The organism is Sphingomonas sp. Leaf198 (assembly GCF_001424005.1).
Lineage (GTDB): Bacteria > Pseudomonadota > Alphaproteobacteria > Sphingomonadales > Sphingomonadaceae > Sphingomonas.
Genome location: NZ_LMPX01000002.1, coordinates 894,192 through 912,735, shown reverse-complemented (window position 1 = coordinate 912,735; position 18,544 = coordinate 894,192). Strand labels below are relative to the sequence as shown.

Here is an 18,544-nt window from a genome sequence, read left to right as displayed (position 1 = left end):
TCTCTCCGCGTCTCCGCGTCTCCGCGTGAATCATCCTGCTGCCTTCGCCACACTCAACGCGGCCGAAAGATCGAGCCGCCCGTCGTACAAAGCCCGCCCCGTAATCACGCCCTCGACCCCATCCCGAACATGCAAAGCCAGCACGTGAATCTCGGCAATCCCCTTCACCCCGCCGCTGGCGATCACCGGAATGTCCACCGACCGCGCCAGATCGACCGTCGCGTCGACGTTACACCCCTTCAGCATCCCGTCGCGCCCGACATCGGTAAACAGCAACGACGCCACTCCCGCATCCTCGAATCGCCGCGCCAGATCGACCGCGCTCGTGGTCGACACGTCCGCCCAGCCCTTGGTCGCAACCATGCCGTCCTTCGCATCGACCGCGACGACGATCCCGCCGGGAAAATCCTTCGCGACGCCGCGCACGAACTCGGGATCCTCCAGCGCCGCCGTCCCGATGACGACGCGAGACACGCCCAGATCGAACCAGCCCTCGACGCTCGCCCGAGTCCGGATCCCGCCGCCAAGCTGCACATGCCCCGGAAACCGCGCGACGATCGACCGCACCGCATCGCCGTTGACCGAAGCCCCCGCGAACGCCCCGTCGAGATCGACCACGTGCAGATGCTCCGCCCCCGCCTCGGCGAACAGCATCGCCTGCGCCGCGGGATCGTCGCCATACACGGTCGCCCGGTCCATATCGCCCTCGGCGAGACGCACCACCTGACCCGCCTTGAGGTCGATCGCAGGAAAGATAATCAGGCTCACGGCCGCCACTCCAGGAAACGTTCGAGCAAGGCCAGGCCGTAGCGCTGGCTCTTCTCAGGGTGAAACTGCACGCCGATCATCGTGTCGCGACCGATCGCCGCGGTGACCGCACCGGCATGGTCGGTGGTCGCGAGCACGTCGGCGCCCTCGAAGGCAAAGCTATGCAGGAAATACGCCTCGCCCGGCTCGATCAGCGGATGCGCGACGGAGGGAACGACGTCGTTCCACCCCATATGCGGCACCTTCGCTTCCATCGTCCCCGGCTCCAGCCGCCGAACGCGCCCTGCAACCCAGCCGAGCCCGGCATGCGTCCCCATCTCTTCCCCCGCATCGGCCATCAACTGCATGCCGACGCAGATTCCGAGAAACGGCGTACCCTCGTCGCGAACCCGCCGGTTCAAAGCCTCAACCATCCCCGGCACCGCGCGCAAAGCCGCCGCACAAGCGCCATACGCGCCCACGCCCGGCAACACGATCCGCTCGGCCTTCGCAACGACGTCAGCGTCGGCAGTGACAACCAGATCGACACAACCGGCAGTTCGCAAAGCGTTTTCGACCGAATGCAGATTGCCAGCGCCGTAATCGATCAGGGCAAGCGTCAAATCCCCCTCCCGCTTGCGGGAGGGGTTAGGGGAGGGAGTGACATAGCCGCGAGTCCGACGATCGGGGCCAGGCCCTCCCCCGACCCCTCCCGCAGGCGGGAGGGGAGCATCAGAGAATCCCCTTGGTCGACGGGATCGCGTCGGCCTTGCGCGGATCGATTTCGATCGCGGTGCGCAGCGCTCGCGCGACGCCCTTGAATGCCGCCTCGGCGATGTGGTGGTTGTTGGTCCCGTACAGCGTCTCGACGTGCAGCGTGATGCCGGCCGCCTGCGCGAAACTGTGGAAGAAATGCTCGAACATTTCCGTATCCATGCCGCCAAGCCGCTTCTGCGAGAACAGGTCCTTCCACACCAGCCAAGGCCGCCCGGAAATATCCAGCGCCACCCGCGTCAGCGTCTCGTCCATCGGCGACAGCGCATCGCCGTACCGCGCGATGCCGCGTTTATCGCCGAGCGCCTGCGCGAACGCCTGCCCGATCGCGATGCCGGTATCCTCGACGGTGTGATGCTCATCGATGTGCAGGTCGCCCTTGGTCCGCACGCGGATATCGATCAGCGAGTGGCGCGACAATTGTTCGAGCATGTGATCGAAGAAACCGACCCCGGTCTCGACGTCGTATACGCCGGTCCCATCGAGGTTCACGGTGACGTCGATCGCCGTCTCGGCGGTGGAGCGGGTGATCGTGGCGGTGCGCATGCCACCTCCCATAACGTGCGCCACGACGCATGCAATCTTGACCGGCATCCGAATGGCGCTACCCAAGGGATATGACCGATGGACTGCCCGATAGCCTGATTCCGTACGACGAGATCGTACAAGAAGCCCTGCGTGCCGTGGTCGGCCGCGTGCTCGGTTCGGTCGCGGAGGCCGGCGGGCTTCCCGGCGAGCATCATTTCTACATCACCTTCAAGACGCAGGCCCCCGGCGTCGACATCCCCAAGCGGCTGATCGAGCGCTTCCCGGACGAGATGACGATCGTCATGCAGAACCGCTACTGGGACCTCATCGTCGACGACGAGCGCTTCTCGATCGGGCTTTCGTTCAATCAGGTGCCGTCGAAGCTGGTAATCCCGTACTCGGCGATCACCGCATTCCAGGATCCGGCGGTAAGCTTCGAACTCCGCTTCCAGGCGCAGGAGGGTGCGGACGACGCGCTAGGCGACCACGACGAAGCCGAAAACGACGGCCCGACGGCGGTCCCGATCGAAGACGGCTCGAACGTCGTCGCGGTGGATTTCAAGCGGAAGAAGTAACCCAAACTCCCTCGCCCCTACGGGGAGAGGGAAGGGGCCCGCGGCACTTGCCGTGGGAAGGGAGAGGGGAGTGAGGCTAAAGCCGCTTCCTCCCAAAACCCCTCACCCTTCCGTCGTCTGCGGCTCCTCCCTCCCTCTCCCCGAAGGGGCGAGGGACCCACGCAAGCCCCGGAAGGTTATCTCCTTATGACCACCCGCACAGAAACCGACACGATCGGCCCGATCGAAGTCCCCGCCGCCGCCTATTGGGGCGCCCAAACCGAACGCTCGATCGAGAACTTCCCCTTCGCATCGCGCGAACGCATGCCGATCGAGATCGTCCACGCGCTCGCGCTCGTCAAACAAGCCGCCGCCCGCGTAAACCGCGCCCACGGCCTTGACGAAAAAATCGCCGCCGCGATCGACTCCGCCGCGCAGGAAGTCATCGACGGCAAGCTCGACGACCAGTTTCCCCTCGTCATCTGGCAGACCGGCAGCGGCACGCAGTCGAACATGAACGCGAACGAGGTCATCGCCGGCCGCGCCAACGAGGTCCTCACCGGCACCCGCGGCGGCAAGTCGCCGGTCCACCCCAACGACCACGTCAACATGAGCCAGTCGTCCAACGACAGCTTCCCGACCGCGCTCCACATCGCCGCCGCGATCGCCACCACTAACCGACTCATCCCCGCGCTCGACAAGCTCCACGCCGCGCTCGACGCCAAAGCCAACGCCTGGGACGACATCGTCAAGATCGGCCGCACCCACCTCCAGGACGCCACGCCGCTGACGCTCGGCCAGGAATTCTCCGGCTACGCAAACCAACTCTACCGCTGCCGCCACCGCATCGAGCCCGCGATCAGCCACGGCATGGTCATCCTCGCGCAGGGCGGCACCGCGGTCGGCACCGGCCTCAACGCGCCTGCCGGCTTCGGCGACGCGATCGCGCACGAACTGGCCGAGATCACCGGCCTGCCGTTCGTCAGCGCGCGCAACAAGTTCGAGGCGCTCGCGTCGAACGACCCGCTCGTCCACCTCTCGGGCACGCTCAACACGCTGGCGGTCGCGCTGACCAAGATCGCCAACGACATCCGCCTGTTGGGCTCGGGCCCCCGCTGCGGCTTCGGCGAGATCGATCTTCCCGCCAACGAGCCCGGCAGCTCGATCATGCCCGGCAAGGTGAACCCCACGCAGTGCGAGATGCTGACGATGGTCGCAGGCCAGGTGATGGGCAACCACGTCGCGGTCACCGTCGGCGGGATGCAGGGCCATCTCGAATTGAACGTGTTCAAGCCGCTGATCGGCGCCAACGTCCTCCGCTCGATCGACCTGCTTGCCACCGCGATGGAAGGGTTCGCGGAACGCTGCGTCGACGGCATCGAACCCAATCGCGGCCGCATCGCAGACCTGCTCGACCGCTCGCTGATGCTCGTCACCGCGCTGGCCCCCGAGATCGGCTACGACGCCGCGGCGAAGATCGCCAAATACGCGCACGCCGAAGGCCTGACGCTGAAGGAAGCCGGACTCGCGCTGGGCCTGGTCGACGCCGAAACCTTCGACCGCGTCGTCAAACCCGAATCGATGTTGGGCCGCTGATGTTCTCCTGCGAACGCAGGAGCCCAGGGTACCAAGCGCGCCGCCCGCAACCCTGGACTCCTGCGTGCGCAGGAGAACACGCGGGCGCGTGGGAACCCAAACGCTCCTCGCGCGCTAACCCGCCACACGGACAGGAGAAATTACGTGGGCGCAACGACCATAGGCGCGCTGATCGGCGCAGGCATCGACTCGCTCAGCGGCGACGACGGCAACGCGGACGGCGCGATCATCGGTGCGATCACCGCCAACGTACTCAAGATCGTCGTGCCGTTAGCCGTGACCTACGCGATCGGCTGGGCCGTGCTGCGCGGTGCAGCGGAACTCAAGGACCAGGTTTTCGGGGAGTCAGAAGCATGATCGGACGTATTATCAGTGCATTGGTCGGCCGCGAGATGGGCCGTCGCGACGGTTCGGGCGGCGCCTCGGGCGCAGTCAAGGGCGTCGTAGCGATGGGCCTGATGCGCCGCATGGGCCCGCTCGGCATGATCCTCGGCGGCGGCTACGCGGCCAAGAAGGCCTACGACCGCAACAAGGCCCGCAAGGCCGGCTATTAATCCGCCTTCGTAATACCACGCGCGGGCCGCGCATGGGTTGACGCCCATGTGCGGTCCGCGGCAAGGGCGCGCATGCCCCACACACTTCCGTCCGACCCGCATGGTTTCCGTCGTCGCGGAGTCCTGTTCGTCCTCTCCTCGCCGTCCGGCGCCGGCAAGTCGACGATCGCGCGCAGATTGCTCGCGGACGAGCACGAACTCGAGATGTCGGTCTCGGTCACGACCCGGTCGATGCGACCCGGCGAAGTCGACGGCAAGGATTACCATTTCACCGACCTCGAAGGCTTTCGCGTCATGGTCGCGAAGGACGAGTTCCTCGAATGGGCGCACGTCTTCAATCACCGCTACGGCACGCCGCGCGCGCAGGTCGAGGAACTGCTCGCGGCCGGCAAGGACGTACTGTTCGACATCGATTGGCAGGGCGCGCAACAGCTCGTCCAGATCGCCGGCGGCGACGTCGTCCGCGTGTTCATATTCCCGCCCTCGATGGAAGAACTCCACCGTCGCCTCTCGGGCCGCGGCACCGATTCCGAGGAGGTGATCGAAGCCCGCATGGCGCGCGCGGCGAACGAGGTGAGCCATTGGGACGGCTATGACTATGTGCTGGTCAACGACGACGTCGACAGCTGCATCCGCGGCGTGAAGACGATCCTGGCCGCGGAACGCCTGAAGCGCTCGCGCCAGACCGGGTTGATCGGTTTCATTCGCCGCCTGACGCGCTGACCACCCGTCATCCTGACGAAAGTCAGGATCCAGAGCCAAGAGCGCCAGCGTCCGTGGCTCTGGATCCTGGGTCGAGCCCAGGATGACGATGCGTCAGAGCAGCCCCAAAAACTCTACGCCCAACCCGAACTCCTTGCGCTTCAATTCCCGCAACTGAGTCGCCTGCCAGTCCTCGCCCCACATCTCGACCGACCAGTCCTCGTCGATCCCCGCGGCAGCCCAAGCCGCATCGGCATCGATCTCACCCTCGATCAGTGCCAGCCCGATCACCAGCGACCCGGTCAACGTCACCACCGGCGACAAGCCCGCCAGCCTAAAATCGTCATATGCTGCCACAGCCTCATGCAGCCGCGCGACCGTCGCGTCCGGTTGCGCAACATGCATCACGCCCGCCGTCACCGCGAACGTCACGTCATATCGCCCCCGCGCCCACGCCAGCAGCGGATCCCAGGCCGCCGCCTGCCGCTCGACCAGCAGACGCGGCCCCTCCGCGCGGTAACACAGCAGATCGCTCTCGCCATACGCGGCCAGCCGCGCGGCGAACTGCGCCGGATCGTTCGCGATCGGATCGGTCGCCGCGTTCGCCAAGCCCGTCATCGGCATCGTCCGCGGATCGATCGTCTCGCCGACCGCGCGCCATTCCGCCGCGACCGCCTCGGCCAGCGCATCGCTCGGCAACGCGAGCGGTCGTCGCCCGGGCGTCCGCACCGGATTGCCATCGAGCGTCACCACCCGATCCGCATCGATCGCGACGTCTTTCCAGAACCGCTTCACGCGTCAGGACTCCGCCAGCGATGCGCGAGACTGCGCGGCACGATCGCGATCATCGCCATCGCCGACAACACGATTGCCGTCCCGAGGATCTTCGGCCCGAGATCATGCGCGCGCGCGATCAGGATCAGCCCGAGCAGCGCGCCTGCCACCCCTGCCAGCCGGACGACGACCAGCACGAACCAGCGCCGCTGCGCCACCTTGTCCGCGTCGGTCATCGTGCAGCCACCATGTGCAGCAGATCCGGCACGGCCGTCGCGACGACATCCGCGCCCGCGTCTGCAAGCTCGTGCACGTCGTGATACCCCCATGCGACCCCGACCGCGCGTACGTGTGCCGCTCGGGCCATTGCCATGTCGAAGCTCGTATCGCCGATCATCGCGGTCGTCTCCGCGCTAGCGCCTGCCTCGGCGATCGCCGCGAACAGCATCGCCGGGTCGGGCTTCGACGGATGCCGGTCGGCGGTCTGCAACGTCACGAACCTCTCGGTGATCCCGTGCGTGGCTAGGATATGCGCGAGGCCGCGGTCGGATTTGCCCGTCGCCACACCCAGCAGCCAGCCGTCGTTCGCAAGTGTCTCGATCACCTCGGCGATCCCGTCGAACAAAGGCTCGTCGGCAAGCTCGCCGCTCGCCCGCATCGCATGGAACGCGTTCTTGTAGTCGGTCGCGAGCGACCGGTGCTGCGCATCGTCCGCCTGCGGCAGCAACACCTGCATAGCCTCAACGAGACTGAGCCCGACGATCCGACGTATCGCCGCGCGGGGCGGTGGGACCAGTCCGGCACCCTCGAACGCACGCTCGCAGGCGACACAGATATTCGCCTGGCTGTCGACGAGCGTCCCATCGCAATCGAACACGGCAAGACGGATCATGAGATTTTCCAACGCATCGCCGCCTCGTAGATCACGCGTGCACGCGAGGGAACGCCAAACCGGAACGCGCGCGTCTGCGAACGGTTCGTGTCGGATAGCTCTGGAGACACAACGATGGCGCACGCACAGACCGACACCCCGAACATCTGGGCCGCCGCCGCAGCGGGCCTGGTCGCAGGTCTCGCCGCCTCGTTCGTAATGGACCGCTTCCAGGCCGGCGTCGCCGCGCTGTTCTCGGCGGAGAGCGATGCCGAGCCTGCGACGGAGAAGGCGGCGGACAAGGTGTCGCAGGCGGTGGTTGGCCACGACATCCCCGACGATCGCAAGCCGCTTGCAGGGCAGGTCGTGCATTATGCACTCGGGGCAGGGCTGGGTATCGCCTACGCGGTGGCGGCGGAATATCGCCCTTCGGTAACCGCGGGCTACGGCACCGCGTTCGCTGCGGCGACGACGGCGCTGCTCGATGAGGCGGCGGTGCCGGCGGCGGGGCTTGGCGATGCGCCGTGGAACACTGCGCCGACCACGCATCTGTATAGCGCGGCGTCGCACATCGTGTTCGGGACGGTGACGGAGGGTGTGCGGCGGTTGCTGCTGGGGTGGCTGAAGTAGCGCGCGACTAGTTCCCCCCGCGAAGGCGGGGGCCCAGGAATCAAGCAGCGTTACGATCGTGGCCCCTGGACCCCAGCCTTCGCGGGGGAATGGAATGTGCGGAGAAGCCTACCGCTAACCAATCACTCCACCCCGGCGAAGGCCGGGGCCCAATTGGGGACGTCGGTAACGGAAATCATCGCTCCGTTACCTCAACCTTTCCAATTGGGCCCCGGCCTCCGCCGGGGTGGAGTGAAAGGTAAGGGTCGTCTCCGACGTCTCACCCTCTCCCCTCAGGGGAGAGGAAAGGGGCCCGCGGCCGCTTGGCCGTGGGAAGGGTGAGGGCACGCGTCAGCCGAAAGCCATCAATTACCGAGTCCCAGGCCCACTCCGAGGCCCAGGCTTCCCAGCTCCACCCGGACGCCCGCGCCCAGCCGGCTTGACCCCTTCAACCCGAGGCCCGCTCCGCGGCGCCCCGAACTTCGAGCCAGCCCCGGTCCGAGGCCCACCCGTCTTCGGCGCAGGCTTGCCCGTCGCCTTCTCCTCGACAATCCCACGCCCACGCCGCTCACCCTTACGGTCCTTCCGCACCGACTTCGCATGCGCCTTGGCCCGCGACTTCATCTGCTCGCGCGTCGGCGCAGTCTTCTCATCGAGCACCAGGTCGTCGCCCAGCTTCTCCTCGAAGCCCAATTGCTTGAGGCTCTCCGCGAAATGCGTCGGCAGTTCCGCGGTCACGTCGATCGACCCGCCATCCGGATGATCCACCTTGATCCGCCGCGCGTGCAGATGCATTTTCCGCGAGATCCCGCCGGTCAGAAACGCAGCAGCCCCGCCATACTTCCCATCGCCGACAATCGGGTGCCCGATCGCCGCCATATGCACGCGCAACTGGTGTGTCCGCCCCGTAAACGGCTGCAACTCGACCCACGCCGCGCGGTTGCCCGCGCGCTCGATCACGCGGTACCGCGTCCGCGCCGGTGCGCCCTCGGCCTCGTCGACGTGCATCTTCTCGCCGCCGGTGCCCGGCTGCTTCGCGATCGGCAGCTCGATCATGCCGTCCTCGATCGACGGCACGTCGACCACCAGCGCCCAATAGACTTTTCGCGCGGTCCGCCCCGAAAACGCCTTTGCGAAGAACGCCGCCGCACGCGACGTCCGCGCCACCAGCAAAGCGCCGGACGTATCCTTGTCGAGCCGGTGGACCAGCTTCGGCCGCCCCTCGTTGTCGTACTGCAACCCGTCGAGCAGCCCGTCGACATGCTGCGTCGTCTTGGTCCCGCCCTGCGTCGCGAGACCCGGGGGCTTGTTCAGCACGAACGCCTGGAAATCCTTGTGGATGACCATGCTCTGCGCGAGTTCGGTCTCCTCGTCCGACAGGATCACGCGTTCGCGGACGCGCCTGGGCTTGTCGACGTCGGCGGCGGCCTTGTCGGCCTCGGGCGGCGGCACGCGCAGCATCTGGCCCGCCGCGATCCGGTCGCCCGGAGTCGCGCGCGCTCCGTCGACGCGGAGTTGCCCGGTGCGCGCCCACATCGCCACCGTCGTGAAGCTCGTCTCGGGCAGATGCCGCTTGAACCACCGGTCGAGCCGGATGCCGTCATCGTCGAACCCGACGTTGAACTCGCGGAAACCCGTATCGCTATCGCTTTTGCCCGCAGTCATGCGACGGCCCTTACTGCGGAGAGACCCGCGAACAACGCGGCGACCGAACCGATCACCGACACCAAAACATACCCGAGCGCGACGCCGATCGCGCCTCGCTCGATCATCGTGACGACGTCCAGCGAGAACGCCGAGAACGTCGTGAATCCCCCCAATACGCCCAGGCCAAGCAACAGCCGCCACGTTTCGGACGCGGTATTGCGGGCGAGTACGCCAACCAGCACCCCCATCAGCAACCCACCGATCACATTCACGGCAAGCGTACCAAAGGGATAGTCAGGGCCGAGCAACGACAGCATCGCGCGGCCGGTCAGATAGCGCGCGCCGGATCCGACCGCACCACCGACCATGACATAGAGAAGGGGAAGCATTCTCGCGCCCTAGCGTGAATCGGGCAAAACGGAAAGGTGCGCCGCAGGGGTGGGGAGCGCGCTTCATCCGGGTCACTTTGAGTCACTGTGCGAGCGCTGTCCCAAAATGTTTCCCTGCGAAGGCGGGGACCCAGGCTGGGCTCCCGCCTTCGCGGGAGAACAAGAAGAGGGGAGGTAACATCGCGCGAACCCGCCACCACCCCGGCGAAGGCCGGGGCCCAATTGGAAAGGTCGCAGTAACGAAGAGCGGCGCTCAATCAGCAATGTTTCCCAATTGGGCCCCGGCCTTCGCCGGGGTGGTGCACTTCAAAGCCATGGAGGAGGGGCGAAAGACCTCACCGCCCAGCGTTGGACACCAGATCCACATCGCTCCCGCCACCAGCCCTTGCCGTCACGTACACCACATAAGCGTCGTTCCCCCGAACCCCGCCCAGCACATGCTGCTTGCCGTCGGTGCTATGCCCAGCCGAATATCCAGCCGCGCTAGCCTTCGTAAAATACCAGTCGAGCATCTTCTGCATCGGCGCCGCACTCGCGAAACTCACTAGGCGCAAGCGGCACCCGTCGCGATCCGCCCCAGCAGCCTCGGTCAGCCGCGCCGCCGGATATAGCGGCAGGGCCGCTGGCAACCGGTTAGCCCATCCCGCCGAATAACTGATCTTCCTCGCGCAAACCCCAGCGTCGGGCGTCTTCTGCCGCTCCGCGAGCGCGCCCAGCGTCAGTGCGCCATCCGCGGATTTGCACTCGGGGCAGTCGTTCGATGCCGCCGGTGCGCGCTTCAGCATCGCCGGATCGACCGGATCCTTCTGCAACGCCACGTCCGCGGGGACTGCGCCCGGTCCGGTCTGCTGCTGCGGGCGCGTTCCACCGGTGTTCGCCGATTGCGCCAGTCGCGGATCGACCATGATCTGTGCGCCAAGCGACTCGCCCACCGCTGGATCGCGCGTCCCATTGGTCAGCTCGGCATCGAGGCTGTTGAGATCCTGCTGGTCGGTCGACGACCCTCCACATGCGGCCAGCGCAAGCGGCAAAAGGATCAGGGCGGGGCGCAAGGGAAAACTCATCACCGCCATCCTATGCGCGAAAGACGGTGAAGAAAGCGTTTTCCGCATGTCCCCAATCGAGCGCGTGACGCCGATCTTGCCCGAACCCCCGCGACTCGCCATGTTCACCCCATGCTGAACATCGTCTCGATCCTCATCGGCCTCGTCACCCTGGTGCTTGGCCTTGTCGCGTTCATTCCGTTGCTTGGCTGGATGAACTGGCTCGTCATCCCGATCGGGATCGTCGGCGCCGCGGTCGGCGCGCTGTCATCGAGCAGCGGCGGTCGCAATCTCAACATCGTGCTGATCATCATCTTCGCGCTCCGCCTCAGCCTCGGCGGCGGGATCATCTGACGCAAGAAGGACCCGGCGTTTCCACCGGGCCCTCCTTATTGCGAAAATTACCCGCCGTTATGCGGCGAGGTTATGCTCCAGCGTGATCTCGGCGTTGAGCACCTTCGATACGGGGCAGTTCGCCTTGGCGTCCGCGGCGATCGCCTCGAACTCTTCCTTCGAGATGCCGTCGACCTTCGCGTTCAGCGTCAGCGCCGACTTGGTGATCTTGAACCCGTCGCCATCCTTGTCGAGCGTCACCTTGGCGGACGTCTCGAGCGTGCCGGCCTCATACCCCTTGCCGGCGAGCGCGAAGCTCAGCGCCATCGTGAAGCACGATGCATGCGCGGCCGCGATCAGCTCCTCGGGGTTGGTGCCGGGCTCGTTCTCGAACCGCGTGTTGAAGCCGTAGGGGTTGTTCGAGAGCACGCCCGACTGCGTCGAGACATGACCCTTGCCGTCCTTGCCGAGGCCTTCATACTTCGCCGAACCGCTGCGTGTGGTCATCGTTTTGATCCTTCACCGGACAAGAAAAAAGGCGTCGCGGTTTCCCACGACGCCCTTCCACAACGCGCAACTACCGAAATAGCGACATTGATTTAGCCGATGAGTGTCAGCGGCAACGACGGTCGTTGTTGCTCGTGCCCTTGTCGATCGCGCGACCGGCGAGACCGCCAAGCACGGCGCCGCCCAGCGTGCCGACCGTGCGGTCGCCGCGGGTGTCGACCGTGCGGCCGAGCAGTGCGCCACCGACGCCGCCGATGATCGTGCCGGTCGTGCCATTGTTCTTCTTGCAGTAGACGCGGCCGTCGCGACCACGCCATTCGCGACGATCGCGCGCGTCTGCGGCCGAAACCGGGATCAGGACGGTTGGCAGGACCATTGCGCCGAGGCCGAGTGCGAGGATGAACTTACGCATGGATAAACTCCCGTATTGATTGATCTGATGATGTAACGAGGGGACTATACCGACGGTTTCATGAACCGAAAACAACACCGCGTTCATGTTTGTTCGGTGTATCGCGTTGGCGCTCGCACTTCCGCTTTACCGTCTTGGGTCAGGCGATTACGCCGCCCTGATGCTGCCCGTTCCGCTGCCCGTCGAGATCCTGCCCGTCGCCGCGCCGTGGTTCGACCTCGCCGGCCTCGCGGTGTTCGCCGCGTCGGGCGCGCTTGCCGCAGCCAAGCGAGGCCAGACGTTCGTGACGCTGGTGTTCTTCGGGCTGATCACCGGCGTCGGCGGCGGTACGGTGCGCGACCTGCTGATCGGCGCGCCGGTATTCTGGGTGCACGACGCGCGGGCGGCCAGCGTGTGCCTCGGCATGGCGCTGCTGATCTGGGTGACGCCCGAGCGGTGGTGGAAGGGCGAAGCGCTCGGCTGGTTCGACGCGGTCGGGCTCGCGGCGTATGCGGTGTACGGCGCGGCCAAGGCGCTCGGTTACGGCGTGCCGCCGGTGCCGGCGGCGCTGATGGGCGTGATGACCGCATGCGTCGGTGGCATCATCCGCGACGTGCTGGCGGGAGAGCCGTCGATCCTGATGCGGCCGGAGCTGTACGTGACCGCGGCGGCGCTCGCGGCGGCGAGTTATGTCGGGCTGGTGTTGGTGGGCGTGCCGCTGGTGTGGGCGGCGGTGATCGCGGCGAGTGCCGGGTTCACGCTGAGGGCGGCCGCCATCCGCTTCCACCTAGCGCTGCCTGCGTATGGTGGACGCCGCTGACTCACGAAGCTTACCACGCAATCACCTTGTGTCCCCGCGAAGGCGGGGACACAGTCTGGGCTCCCGCCTTCGCGGGAGAACAAGGAGGGGAGGGGCGGTGGTTGGACTTGAACCGATAGTTACCACTCGTCGGCCTTATCTCTGCTCATTGGAGAAAGCACCTCCCAACACCGCCACCACCCCGGCGAAGGCCGGGGCCCAATTGGGGGACGTTGCTAACGACGGACCGCGCTACTTTACTACAACCTCGCCAATTGGGCCCCGGCCTTCGCCGGGGTGGTGGGTAGTTCGCGCGAGCTTTGTCCAGGTGACAAGCGTCGCTTTACCCCCGCACTACGCCAACATCCGCAAAACGCTTCGGCTCGACCGGCGGCATCGCAGGCTCGTTCAACGCGCATTGCCAATGCCCGACATCGATCCACTGCCCGTTCTTGTACCCGACCTCGCGGTACACCCCCGCGCGTCGAAACCCGACCGCCTCATGAAGCTTGATCGAGCCGTCGTTCGGCAGCGCGATCGCCCCGATCGCCTGCGTAAACCCTTGAGCCCGCAGCGTATCGATCAGCGCCTCGTACAATAGCCGCCCCGCACCCTGGCGCTGCGCCGCGTCCGCGACGTAGATCGTGGTCTCGCACGCAAACCGGTACGCCTCGCGCTTGTGGAACGCCGAGGCATAGGCATACGCCAGCACGTCACCCTCGGTGCCGCCCTCTACCCTGATCGTTGCGACCAGCCACGGGTACAGCCCGTCCGACACCGCCATCCGCGCGCGCATCTCGCCCGCATCCGGGGCCTCGGTCTCGAACGATACCGTCCCGACCAGCACGTGCGGCGCATAGATCGCCGCGATCGACGCGGCATCCTCGGGGACCGCCGCCCGAATGACGATCCCGCCGCCGTTGCCAACTGCCCGAGACGCGGGGACCACCGTCAGAACCCGATCCGTGCCAGCAGCAGGTCGAGCAGCTTGGCATCGCCGATGTCTGCGGTCGTCGGTCCCATCCCACCACACTCCAGGCAGCGGACCTGGATCGAGCCCGACGTCGCCAGCCGCTTCATGTCGCCGACCGCCCGTGCGAGCATCTGGCGACGATCCGCCGCGACATGCGCGAACGCGTCGCCACCACCTGCATCGTCGTCGCCGTCATTGCCGAAATCCTGCGCGATGGCCGCAAGGAAGCCCGGCTTCTTCTCCAGATACTCGGCGTGGACCTTGGCGGGATCGAGCTTGGCGCGCTTGGCCGCCTCGTCGATCGCGTCCTGCAACGTCCCGAACCGGTCGACCAGCCCGATCTGGCGCGCAGTGCCACCATCCCAGACGCGCCCCTGGCCGATCTCGTCGACCCGCGCCGGCGTCATCCTGCGCGACGCGGCGACGCGCGCGAGGAACTCGCGATAGCCGTTCTCGATGCCGGCCTGTGCGATCGCGTCGAACATCGGCGTGGTTCCGCCGGTGACGTCGGGCTGGCCCGACAGCGGCGTGGTCTTCACCCCGTCGCTGGTCACCCCGATCTTGGCGAGCGTGTTCTCGAACGTCGGCACCACGCCGAAGATGCCGATCGAGCCGGTGATCGTGCCGGGCTCGGCAAAGATCACGTCGGCAGGCGTCGACACCCAATACCCACCGCTCGCGGCCATGCCGCCCATCGACACGACCACGGGCAGCTTCTGGCGCTTGGCTTCGAGGATCGCGAGCCGGATCTGCTCCGATGCCATCACCGATCCGCCCGGCGAATCGACGCGCACCACCAGCGCCTTCAGCGTCTTCTTGGCGAGCCCGTCGAGCACCGCCTTCTCGATCGTCTTGCCCGCCGCCTTGCCGGGGCCGCTCTCGCCATCGACGATGTCGCCGGCGATCGTCAGCACGCCGATCGCGTCGCCCGCGGTGGGGAGGGGGTTCGCCTTCACCCAAGCATCGTATTTGATCGCGGTGTAGTTGCCGGCCGGCTTGCTGGCGTCGCTGCCCGCAATCTCCGCCACGCGGCGCCCGAACGCGGTCCGATCACCGAGCTTGTCGACGATCCCAGCGCGCAAATTCGCTTCGGCGATGTTGCCGTTCGCCGCGAGGATCACCTTATCGGGGGCGCTCATGAATTGCGCGATCTGCGCTTTGGGTCGTGCCTTCGCGACGGCCTCGCGCCACTGCGCGAACAGCGTGCCGTACAGCGCGGTGCTGGCAGCGCGCGCGTCGTCGCTCTGGTCCGCCCGCGTGTAGGGCTCGACGAACGACTTGTAGCGGCCGACGCGGTAGACGTGTGCGTTGACGCCAAGTTTGTCGATCAGGCCCTTGTAATAGAGCTGGTTGCCGCCCGGCCCCATGAAGATCGTGCCGCCCAGCGGGTTGACCCAGATCTCGCTCGCGTTCGCTGCCAGGCGATAGCCGCCATCGGTGTACGCGGTCGCGTAAGCCAGCACCGGCTTGCCGCTCGCCCGCACCCGCGCCAGCGCATCGCCGACCTCGCCGAGTGCGGCGGGATAGGCGCCACCGAAGCTGTCGAGATCGAGCACTACGACCTTCACGCGCGCATCCGTCCGCGCGGTGTCGATCGAGCGCACCACGTCGCGCAGGCGAAACTGCCGCGTCCGGCTCTGCCCCGAGAGTGCCGCGAACGCGGCCTGCTCCTCGGGTTGCTCGACGATCGAGCCGTTGAGGTCGAGCACCAGCGCGCCGTCCTTGATCACCGTCGTGCTCTGCCGTGCGTTGAGCGCCGCGAAGATCACCCCGAAGAACAGCAACATCGCGATCAGGACGAGCGCGTCCTTGATCGCCACGAGGGACTTCCACACGCCGCGCACGAGCCGCCATTTCTTCCGCGGCGGGCGGGCAGGGTCGACATAGGAGGGGGCGTAGGACGGCGCAGCGGTATCGGTCATGGCACGAGAGCTAGAGCAACGGGGCGCACAGGTAAATGCCCTGTATTACGCGTCCAACACAGGAGCGGTTCAAGCCAGCCCATCTACCCCAACCGCCACACAGTTCCCCTCCCGCCTGCGGGAGGGGTTAGGGGAGGGGAGTCCTACGAATGCTTCGCCCAAGAAACCCCTCCCCCGACCCCTCCCGCAAGCGGAAGGGGAGCAGAAGGCAGCATCGACCCAACTCTCCTAGTTCTCCTGCGGACGCAGGAGCCCAGGATACCAAGCACCGCCCTCCGTCATCCTGGACTCCTGCGTGCGCAGGAGAACGGCAGTACTCAGCAGTACCGTCACGCCCCCTCAGCCACGATGCCCGAATACCACGCCCGCCCGAAAAAATTTCACCCCCGGAACCTTTGACATGCCGCACCCCGAGGCACATATGCCGTCCGTTGGCACTCGATAACCTCGAGTGCCAGAAATCTGTCACAATCCAAAAGGACATGGACCCCATGAACTTTCGTCCGTTGCATGATCGCGTGCTGGTGAAGCGCCTCGAAGCCGAAGAGAAGACGGCTGGCGGCATCATCATCCCCGACACCGCCAAGGAAAAGCCGCAGGAAGGCGAAGTCGTCGCCATCGGCACCGGGACCCGCGCCGAGAACGGCACGATCACCCCGCTCGACGTCAAGACCGGCGACAAGATCCTGTTCGGCAAATGGTCGGGCACCGAGGTCAAGGTCGACGGCGAAGACCTGTTGATCATGAAGGAATCGGACATTCTCGGCATCGTCGGTTGACCCGACGGGCTCGGGATCGTCGGCGTCATGCTGACGTGAACGGGCCGAGAAATGCTGGCCGCGAATTCCGCGCCAGCGTCTGCACTTCCTGTACTTCACTTTTTTGAAAGGGCAGCTGACATGGCTTCCAAGGACGTAAAATTCGGTCGTGACGCGCGTGAGCGCATCCTCCGCGGCGTCGACATTCTCGCCGACGCAGTCAAGGTGACCTTGGGCCCCAAGGGCCGCAACGTCGTCATCGACAAGAGCTTCGGCGCACCGCGCATCACCAAGGACGGCGTCACCGTCGCCAAGGAGATCGAGCTCAAGGATAAGTTCGAGAACATGGGTGCGCAGATGCTGCGCGAAGTGGCCTCGAAGACCAACGACATCGCCGGTGACGGCACGACCACCGCGACGGTTCTGGCGCAGGCCATCGTTCGCGAGGGCATGAAGTCGGTCGCAGCGGGCATGAACCCGATGGACCTGAAGCGCGGCATCGATCTCGCCGTCATCAAGGTCGTCGAGGACGTCAAGGCGCGCTCGAAGCCGGTTTCGGGTTCGAAGGAAGTGGCGCAGGTCGGTATCATCTCGGCGAACGGCGACCGTGAAGTCGGCGAGAAGATCGCCGAAGCCATGGAGAAGGTCGGCAAGGAAGGCGTGATCACCGTCGAGGAAGCGAAGGGTCTCGAATTCGAGCTCGACGTTGTCGAGGGCATGCAGTTCGACCGCGGCTACCTTTCGCCGTACTTCATCACCAACCCCGAGAAGATGACCGTCGAGCTTCAGGATCCCTACATCCTGATCCACGAGAAGAAGCTCTCGAACCTGCAGGCGATGCTCCCGATCCTGGAAGCCGTCGTCCAGTCGGGTCGTCCGCTCCTGATCATCGCAGAAGACATCGAGGGTGAGGCTCTGGCCACGCTCGTCGTCAACAAGCTGCGCGGCGGCCTGAAGGTCGCAGCGGTCAAGGCACCGGGCTTCGGCGATCGTCGCAAGGCGATGCTCGAGGACATCGCGATCCTGACCAAGGGCGAGATGATCTCGGAAGACCTCGGCATCAAGCTCGAGACCGTCACGCTCGGCATGCTCGGCACCGCCAAGCGCGTCACGATCGACAAGGACAACACCGTCATCGTCGACGGTGCCGGCGATCACGACACGATCAAGGGCCGCACCGAAGCGATCCGCCAGCAGATCGAGAACACGACCAGCGACTACGACAAGGAGAAGCTCCAGGAGCGTCTCGCCAAGCTTGCCGGCGGCGTTGCCGTGATCAAGGTCGGTGGTTCGTCGGAAGTTGAAGTCAAGGAGCGCAAGGACCGCGTCGACGACGCGCTGCACGCAACCCGCGCAGCCGTCGAAGAAGGCATCGTCCCCGGCGGCGGTACGGCTCTGCTGTACGCAACCAAGGCCCTCGACGGTCTCGAAGGCGCAAACGACGACCAGACCCGCGGTATCGACATCGTCCGCAAGTCGCTGACGGCTCTGGTTCGCCAGATCGCGCAGAACGCCGGTCATGACGGTGCGGTGGTTTCGGGCAAGCTGCTCGACGGCAACGACTCGAACATCGGCTTCAACGCCGCGACCGACACGTACGAGAACCTGGTGGAAGCCGGCGTGATCGATCCGACCAAGGTCGTCCGCACCGCGCTGCAGAACGCAGCATCGGTCGCAGGCCTCCTGATCACGACCGAAGCGGCCGTGAGCGAAATGGCCGAAGACAAGCCCGCCATGCCCATGGGCGGCGGCGGCATGGGCGGCATGGGCGGCATGGACTTCTGATCCGAAGGGCGAGATCGCAGCCACTTTGGATACGATCTTGCCCAAGGACGGCCGGCGGGTCGGCGGCGCAAGCCACCGATCCCGTCCGACGACAGCAGCGGCTCCGCCGATGCTCGGTTCCAAGCCAAACACATCGACCAAGGCAAAGGGCCGGGGAGCGATCCCCGGCCCTTTGTACGTCATCCCAGCAACTTGTCGCCTTACCCAAGCATGTGCCAAGCAACGGGACCGTTTCGGCCAGAACTTGGCCAATACGTATACCATTCAGTTTCCCGAAACATCGTTCCG

Annotated in this window: 23 protein-coding genes; 10 read left to right on the top strand and 13 right to left on the bottom strand. The window is 66.0% G+C overall.

Features of this window, described 5'->3' with window-relative positions:
• Positions 1 to 30: 30 nt before the first annotated feature.
• The 3 genes from hisA to hisB all read right to left on the bottom strand — a co-directional run bounded on the left by hisA (position 31) and on the right by hisB (position 2,067).
• On the bottom strand, positions 31 to 768 hold the full coding sequence (gene hisA / locus ASG20_RS11275) for a 1-(5-phosphoribosyl)-5-[(5-phosphoribosylamino)methylideneamino]imidazole-4-carboxamide isomerase (RefSeq protein ID WP_056053084.1): 738 nt from the start codon (positions 766 to 768) through the stop codon (positions 31 to 33).
• Positions 765 to 1,370: an imidazole glycerol phosphate synthase subunit HisH gene (gene hisH, locus ASG20_RS11270; protein WP_056052093.1), complete on the bottom strand. Its 606-nt coding sequence runs from the start codon at positions 1,368 to 1,370 to the stop codon at positions 765 to 767. The genes hisA and hisH overlap by 4 nt, the downstream gene beginning before the upstream one ends.
• Before the next feature lie 109 nt (positions 1,371 to 1,479).
• On the bottom strand, positions 1,480 to 2,067 hold the full coding sequence (hisB, locus tag ASG20_RS11265; RefSeq protein WP_056052090.1) for an imidazoleglycerol-phosphate dehydratase HisB: 588 nt from the start codon (positions 2,065 to 2,067) through the stop codon (positions 1,480 to 1,482).
• 71 nt (positions 2,068 to 2,138) lie between these two features.
• Here hisB and ASG20_RS11260 point away from each other — a divergent pair, with 71 nt between their 5' ends.
• From ASG20_RS11260 to gmk, 5 genes are all read left to right on the top strand, one after another.
• A complete protein-coding gene (locus tag ASG20_RS11260) occupies positions 2,139 to 2,624 on the top strand; it encodes an SspB family protein (RefSeq protein ID WP_056052087.1) in 486 nt (161 codons plus the stop codon).
• 186 nt (positions 2,625 to 2,810) lie between these two features.
• A complete protein-coding gene (gene fumC, locus ASG20_RS11255) occupies positions 2,811 to 4,199 on the top strand; it encodes a class II fumarate hydratase (protein WP_056052085.1) in 1,389 nt (462 codons plus the stop codon).
• 144 nt (positions 4,200 to 4,343) lie between these two features.
• Positions 4,344 to 4,556 (top strand): hypothetical protein, encoded by a 213-nt coding sequence (locus ASG20_RS11250; RefSeq protein WP_056052081.1) that lies wholly within the window; start codon positions 4,344 to 4,346, stop codon positions 4,554 to 4,556.
• Positions 4,553 to 4,753 (top strand): hypothetical protein, encoded by a 201-nt coding sequence (locus ASG20_RS11245; protein WP_056052077.1) that lies wholly within the window; start codon positions 4,553 to 4,555, stop codon positions 4,751 to 4,753. The genes ASG20_RS11250 and ASG20_RS11245 overlap by 4 nt, the downstream gene beginning before the upstream one ends.
• Before the next feature lie 72 nt (positions 4,754 to 4,825).
• Positions 4,826 to 5,476 carry a guanylate kinase gene (gene gmk, locus ASG20_RS11240; protein ID WP_056052074.1) on the top strand — a complete coding sequence of 217 codons (651 nt, stop codon included), beginning with the start codon at positions 4,826 to 4,828 and terminating at the stop codon, positions 5,474 to 5,476.
• A gap of 93 nt (positions 5,477 to 5,569) precedes the next feature.
• Here gmk and ASG20_RS11235 read toward each other — a convergent pair whose 3' ends face one another.
• The 3 genes from ASG20_RS11235 to ASG20_RS11225 are packed head-to-tail and all read right to left on the bottom strand — an operon-like array spanning position 5,570 to position 7,121.
• Complete coding sequence (locus ASG20_RS11235; protein WP_056052071.1) at positions 5,570 to 6,250, bottom strand: ATP12 family chaperone protein; 681 nt, start codon at positions 6,248 to 6,250, stop codon at positions 5,570 to 5,572.
• On the bottom strand, positions 6,247 to 6,465 hold the full coding sequence (locus ASG20_RS11230) for a hypothetical protein (protein ID WP_056052068.1): 219 nt from the start codon (positions 6,463 to 6,465) through the stop codon (positions 6,247 to 6,249). The genes ASG20_RS11235 and ASG20_RS11230 overlap by 4 nt, the downstream gene beginning before the upstream one ends.
• Entirely contained in the window at positions 6,462 to 7,121 is a 660-nt protein-coding gene (locus tag ASG20_RS11225) for an HAD-IA family hydrolase (protein ID WP_056052065.1), read from the bottom strand. Before ASG20_RS11225 ends, ASG20_RS11230 begins: the two co-directional genes overlap by 4 nt.
• A gap of 114 nt (positions 7,122 to 7,235) precedes the next feature.
• On the opposite strand from ASG20_RS11225, the gene ASG20_RS11220 reads away from it, so the two are divergent.
• On the top strand, positions 7,236 to 7,730 hold the full coding sequence (locus ASG20_RS11220) for a DUF1440 domain-containing protein (protein WP_056052062.1): 495 nt from the start codon (positions 7,236 to 7,238) through the stop codon (positions 7,728 to 7,730).
• Positions 7,731 to 8,078: 348 nt separating this feature from the next.
• Here the strand turns inward: ASG20_RS11220 and ASG20_RS11215 are convergent, their stop codons facing one another.
• The 3 genes from ASG20_RS11215 to ASG20_RS11205 form a co-directional block, all read right to left on the bottom strand.
• On the bottom strand, positions 8,079 to 9,374 hold the full coding sequence (locus ASG20_RS11215; RefSeq protein ID WP_082470899.1) for an RluA family pseudouridine synthase: 1,296 nt from the start codon (positions 9,372 to 9,374) through the stop codon (positions 8,079 to 8,081).
• Complete coding sequence (gene crcB / locus ASG20_RS11210) at positions 9,371 to 9,745, bottom strand: fluoride efflux transporter CrcB (protein WP_056052059.1); 375 nt, start codon at positions 9,743 to 9,745, stop codon at positions 9,371 to 9,373. Before crcB ends, ASG20_RS11215 begins: the two co-directional genes overlap by 4 nt.
• A gap of 335 nt (positions 9,746 to 10,080) precedes the next feature.
• Positions 10,081 to 10,809, bottom strand: a complete 729-nt coding sequence (locus ASG20_RS11205; RefSeq protein WP_156364246.1) for a hypothetical protein — start codon at positions 10,807 to 10,809, stop codon at positions 10,081 to 10,083.
• 111 nt (positions 10,810 to 10,920) lie between these two features.
• Between ASG20_RS11205 and ASG20_RS11200 the strand changes: the two genes are divergently transcribed.
• Positions 10,921 to 11,142, top strand: coding sequence for a hypothetical protein (locus ASG20_RS11200; protein WP_056052052.1), 222 nt, complete (start codon positions 10,921 to 10,923; stop codon positions 11,140 to 11,142).
• Positions 11,143 to 11,199: 57 nt separating this feature from the next.
• Here ASG20_RS11200 and ASG20_RS11195 read toward each other — a convergent pair whose 3' ends face one another.
• Positions 11,200 to 11,628: an OsmC family protein gene (locus ASG20_RS11195; RefSeq protein WP_056052049.1), complete on the bottom strand. Its 429-nt coding sequence runs from the start codon at positions 11,626 to 11,628 to the stop codon at positions 11,200 to 11,202.
• Between the two features lie 106 nt (positions 11,629 to 11,734).
• Positions 11,735 to 12,040: a glycine zipper 2TM domain-containing protein gene (locus ASG20_RS11190; protein ID WP_056052047.1), complete on the bottom strand. Its 306-nt coding sequence runs from the start codon at positions 12,038 to 12,040 to the stop codon at positions 11,735 to 11,737.
• A gap of 160 nt (positions 12,041 to 12,200) precedes the next feature.
• Here ASG20_RS11190 and ASG20_RS11185 point away from each other — a divergent pair, with 160 nt between their 5' ends.
• Entirely contained in the window at positions 12,201 to 12,839 is a 639-nt protein-coding gene (locus ASG20_RS11185) for a trimeric intracellular cation channel family protein (RefSeq protein ID WP_056053081.1), read from the top strand.
• Positions 12,840 to 13,161: 322 nt separating this feature from the next.
• Here the strand turns inward: ASG20_RS11185 and ASG20_RS11180 are convergent, their stop codons facing one another.
• Together ASG20_RS11180 and sppA are read right to left on the bottom strand one after the other, a co-directional pair.
• Positions 13,162 to 13,773, bottom strand: coding sequence for a GNAT family N-acetyltransferase (locus ASG20_RS11180; RefSeq protein WP_082470950.1), 612 nt, complete (start codon positions 13,771 to 13,773; stop codon positions 13,162 to 13,164).
• Positions 13,770 to 15,713 (bottom strand): signal peptide peptidase SppA, encoded by a 1,944-nt coding sequence (gene sppA / locus ASG20_RS11175; protein ID WP_082470897.1) that lies wholly within the window; start codon positions 15,711 to 15,713, stop codon positions 13,770 to 13,772. Before sppA ends, ASG20_RS11180 begins: the two co-directional genes overlap by 4 nt.
• A gap of 491 nt (positions 15,714 to 16,204) precedes the next feature.
• Between sppA and groES the strand changes: the two genes are divergently transcribed.
• Together groES and groL are read left to right on the top strand one after the other, a co-directional pair.
• Positions 16,205 to 16,492, top strand: coding sequence for a co-chaperone GroES (groES, locus tag ASG20_RS11170; protein ID WP_056052039.1), 288 nt, complete (start codon positions 16,205 to 16,207; stop codon positions 16,490 to 16,492).
• 120 nt (positions 16,493 to 16,612) lie between these two features.
• Positions 16,613 to 18,256 carry a chaperonin GroEL gene (gene groL / locus ASG20_RS11165; protein ID WP_056052034.1) on the top strand — a complete coding sequence of 548 codons (1,644 nt, stop codon included), beginning with the start codon at positions 16,613 to 16,615 and terminating at the stop codon, positions 18,254 to 18,256.
• Positions 18,257 to 18,544: the final 288 nt, after the last annotated feature.

What these genes read in the sequence shown, in the direction of transcription:
- hisB (WP_056052090.1), bottom strand. Translation starts at nt 2,067, where the DNA reads ATGCGCACCGCCACGATCACCCGCTCCACCGCCGAGACGGCGATCGAC.
- ASG20_RS11260 (WP_056052087.1), top strand. Translation starts at nt 2,139, where the DNA reads ATGACCGATGGACTGCCCGATAGCCTGATTCCGTACGACGAGATCGTA.
- fumC (WP_056052085.1), top strand. Translation starts at nt 2,811, where the DNA reads ATGACCACCCGCACAGAAACCGACACGATCGGCCCGATCGAAGTCCCC.
- ASG20_RS11245 (WP_056052077.1), top strand. Translation starts at nt 4,553, where the DNA reads ATGATCGGACGTATTATCAGTGCATTGGTCGGCCGCGAGATGGGCCGT.
- gmk (WP_056052074.1), top strand. Translation starts at nt 4,826, where the DNA reads ATGCCCCACACACTTCCGTCCGACCCGCATGGTTTCCGTCGTCGCGGA.
- ASG20_RS11230 (WP_056052068.1), bottom strand. Translation starts at nt 6,465, where the DNA reads ATGACCGACGCGGACAAGGTGGCGCAGCGGCGCTGGTTCGTGCTGGTC.
- ASG20_RS11225 (WP_056052065.1), bottom strand. Translation starts at nt 7,121, where the DNA reads ATGATCCGTCTTGCCGTGTTCGATTGCGATGGGACGCTCGTCGACAGC.
- ASG20_RS11220 (WP_056052062.1), top strand. Translation starts at nt 7,236, where the DNA reads ATGGCGCACGCACAGACCGACACCCCGAACATCTGGGCCGCCGCCGCA.
- ASG20_RS11215 (WP_082470899.1), bottom strand. Translation starts at nt 9,374, where the DNA reads ATGACTGCGGGCAAAAGCGATAGCGATACGGGTTTCCGCGAGTTCAAC.
- crcB (WP_056052059.1), bottom strand. Translation starts at nt 9,745, where the DNA reads ATGCTTCCCCTTCTCTATGTCATGGTCGGTGGTGCGGTCGGATCCGGC.
- ASG20_RS11205 (WP_156364246.1), bottom strand. Translation starts at nt 10,809, where the DNA reads ATGAGTTTTCCCTTGCGCCCCGCCCTGATCCTTTTGCCGCTTGCGCTG.
- ASG20_RS11200 (WP_056052052.1), top strand. Translation starts at nt 10,921, where the DNA reads ATGCTGAACATCGTCTCGATCCTCATCGGCCTCGTCACCCTGGTGCTT.
- ASG20_RS11195 (WP_056052049.1), bottom strand. Translation starts at nt 11,628, where the DNA reads ATGACCACACGCAGCGGTTCGGCGAAGTATGAAGGCCTCGGCAAGGAC.
- ASG20_RS11190 (WP_056052047.1), bottom strand. Translation starts at nt 12,040, where the DNA reads ATGCGTAAGTTCATCCTCGCACTCGGCCTCGGCGCAATGGTCCTGCCA.
- ASG20_RS11185 (WP_056053081.1), top strand. Translation starts at nt 12,201, where the DNA reads ATGCTGCCCGTTCCGCTGCCCGTCGAGATCCTGCCCGTCGCCGCGCCG.
- sppA (WP_082470897.1), bottom strand. Translation starts at nt 15,713, where the DNA reads ATGACCGATACCGCTGCGCCGTCCTACGCCCCCTCCTATGTCGACCCT.
- groES (WP_056052039.1), top strand. Translation starts at nt 16,205, where the DNA reads ATGAACTTTCGTCCGTTGCATGATCGCGTGCTGGTGAAGCGCCTCGAA.
- groL (WP_056052034.1), top strand. Translation starts at nt 16,613, where the DNA reads ATGGCTTCCAAGGACGTAAAATTCGGTCGTGACGCGCGTGAGCGCATC.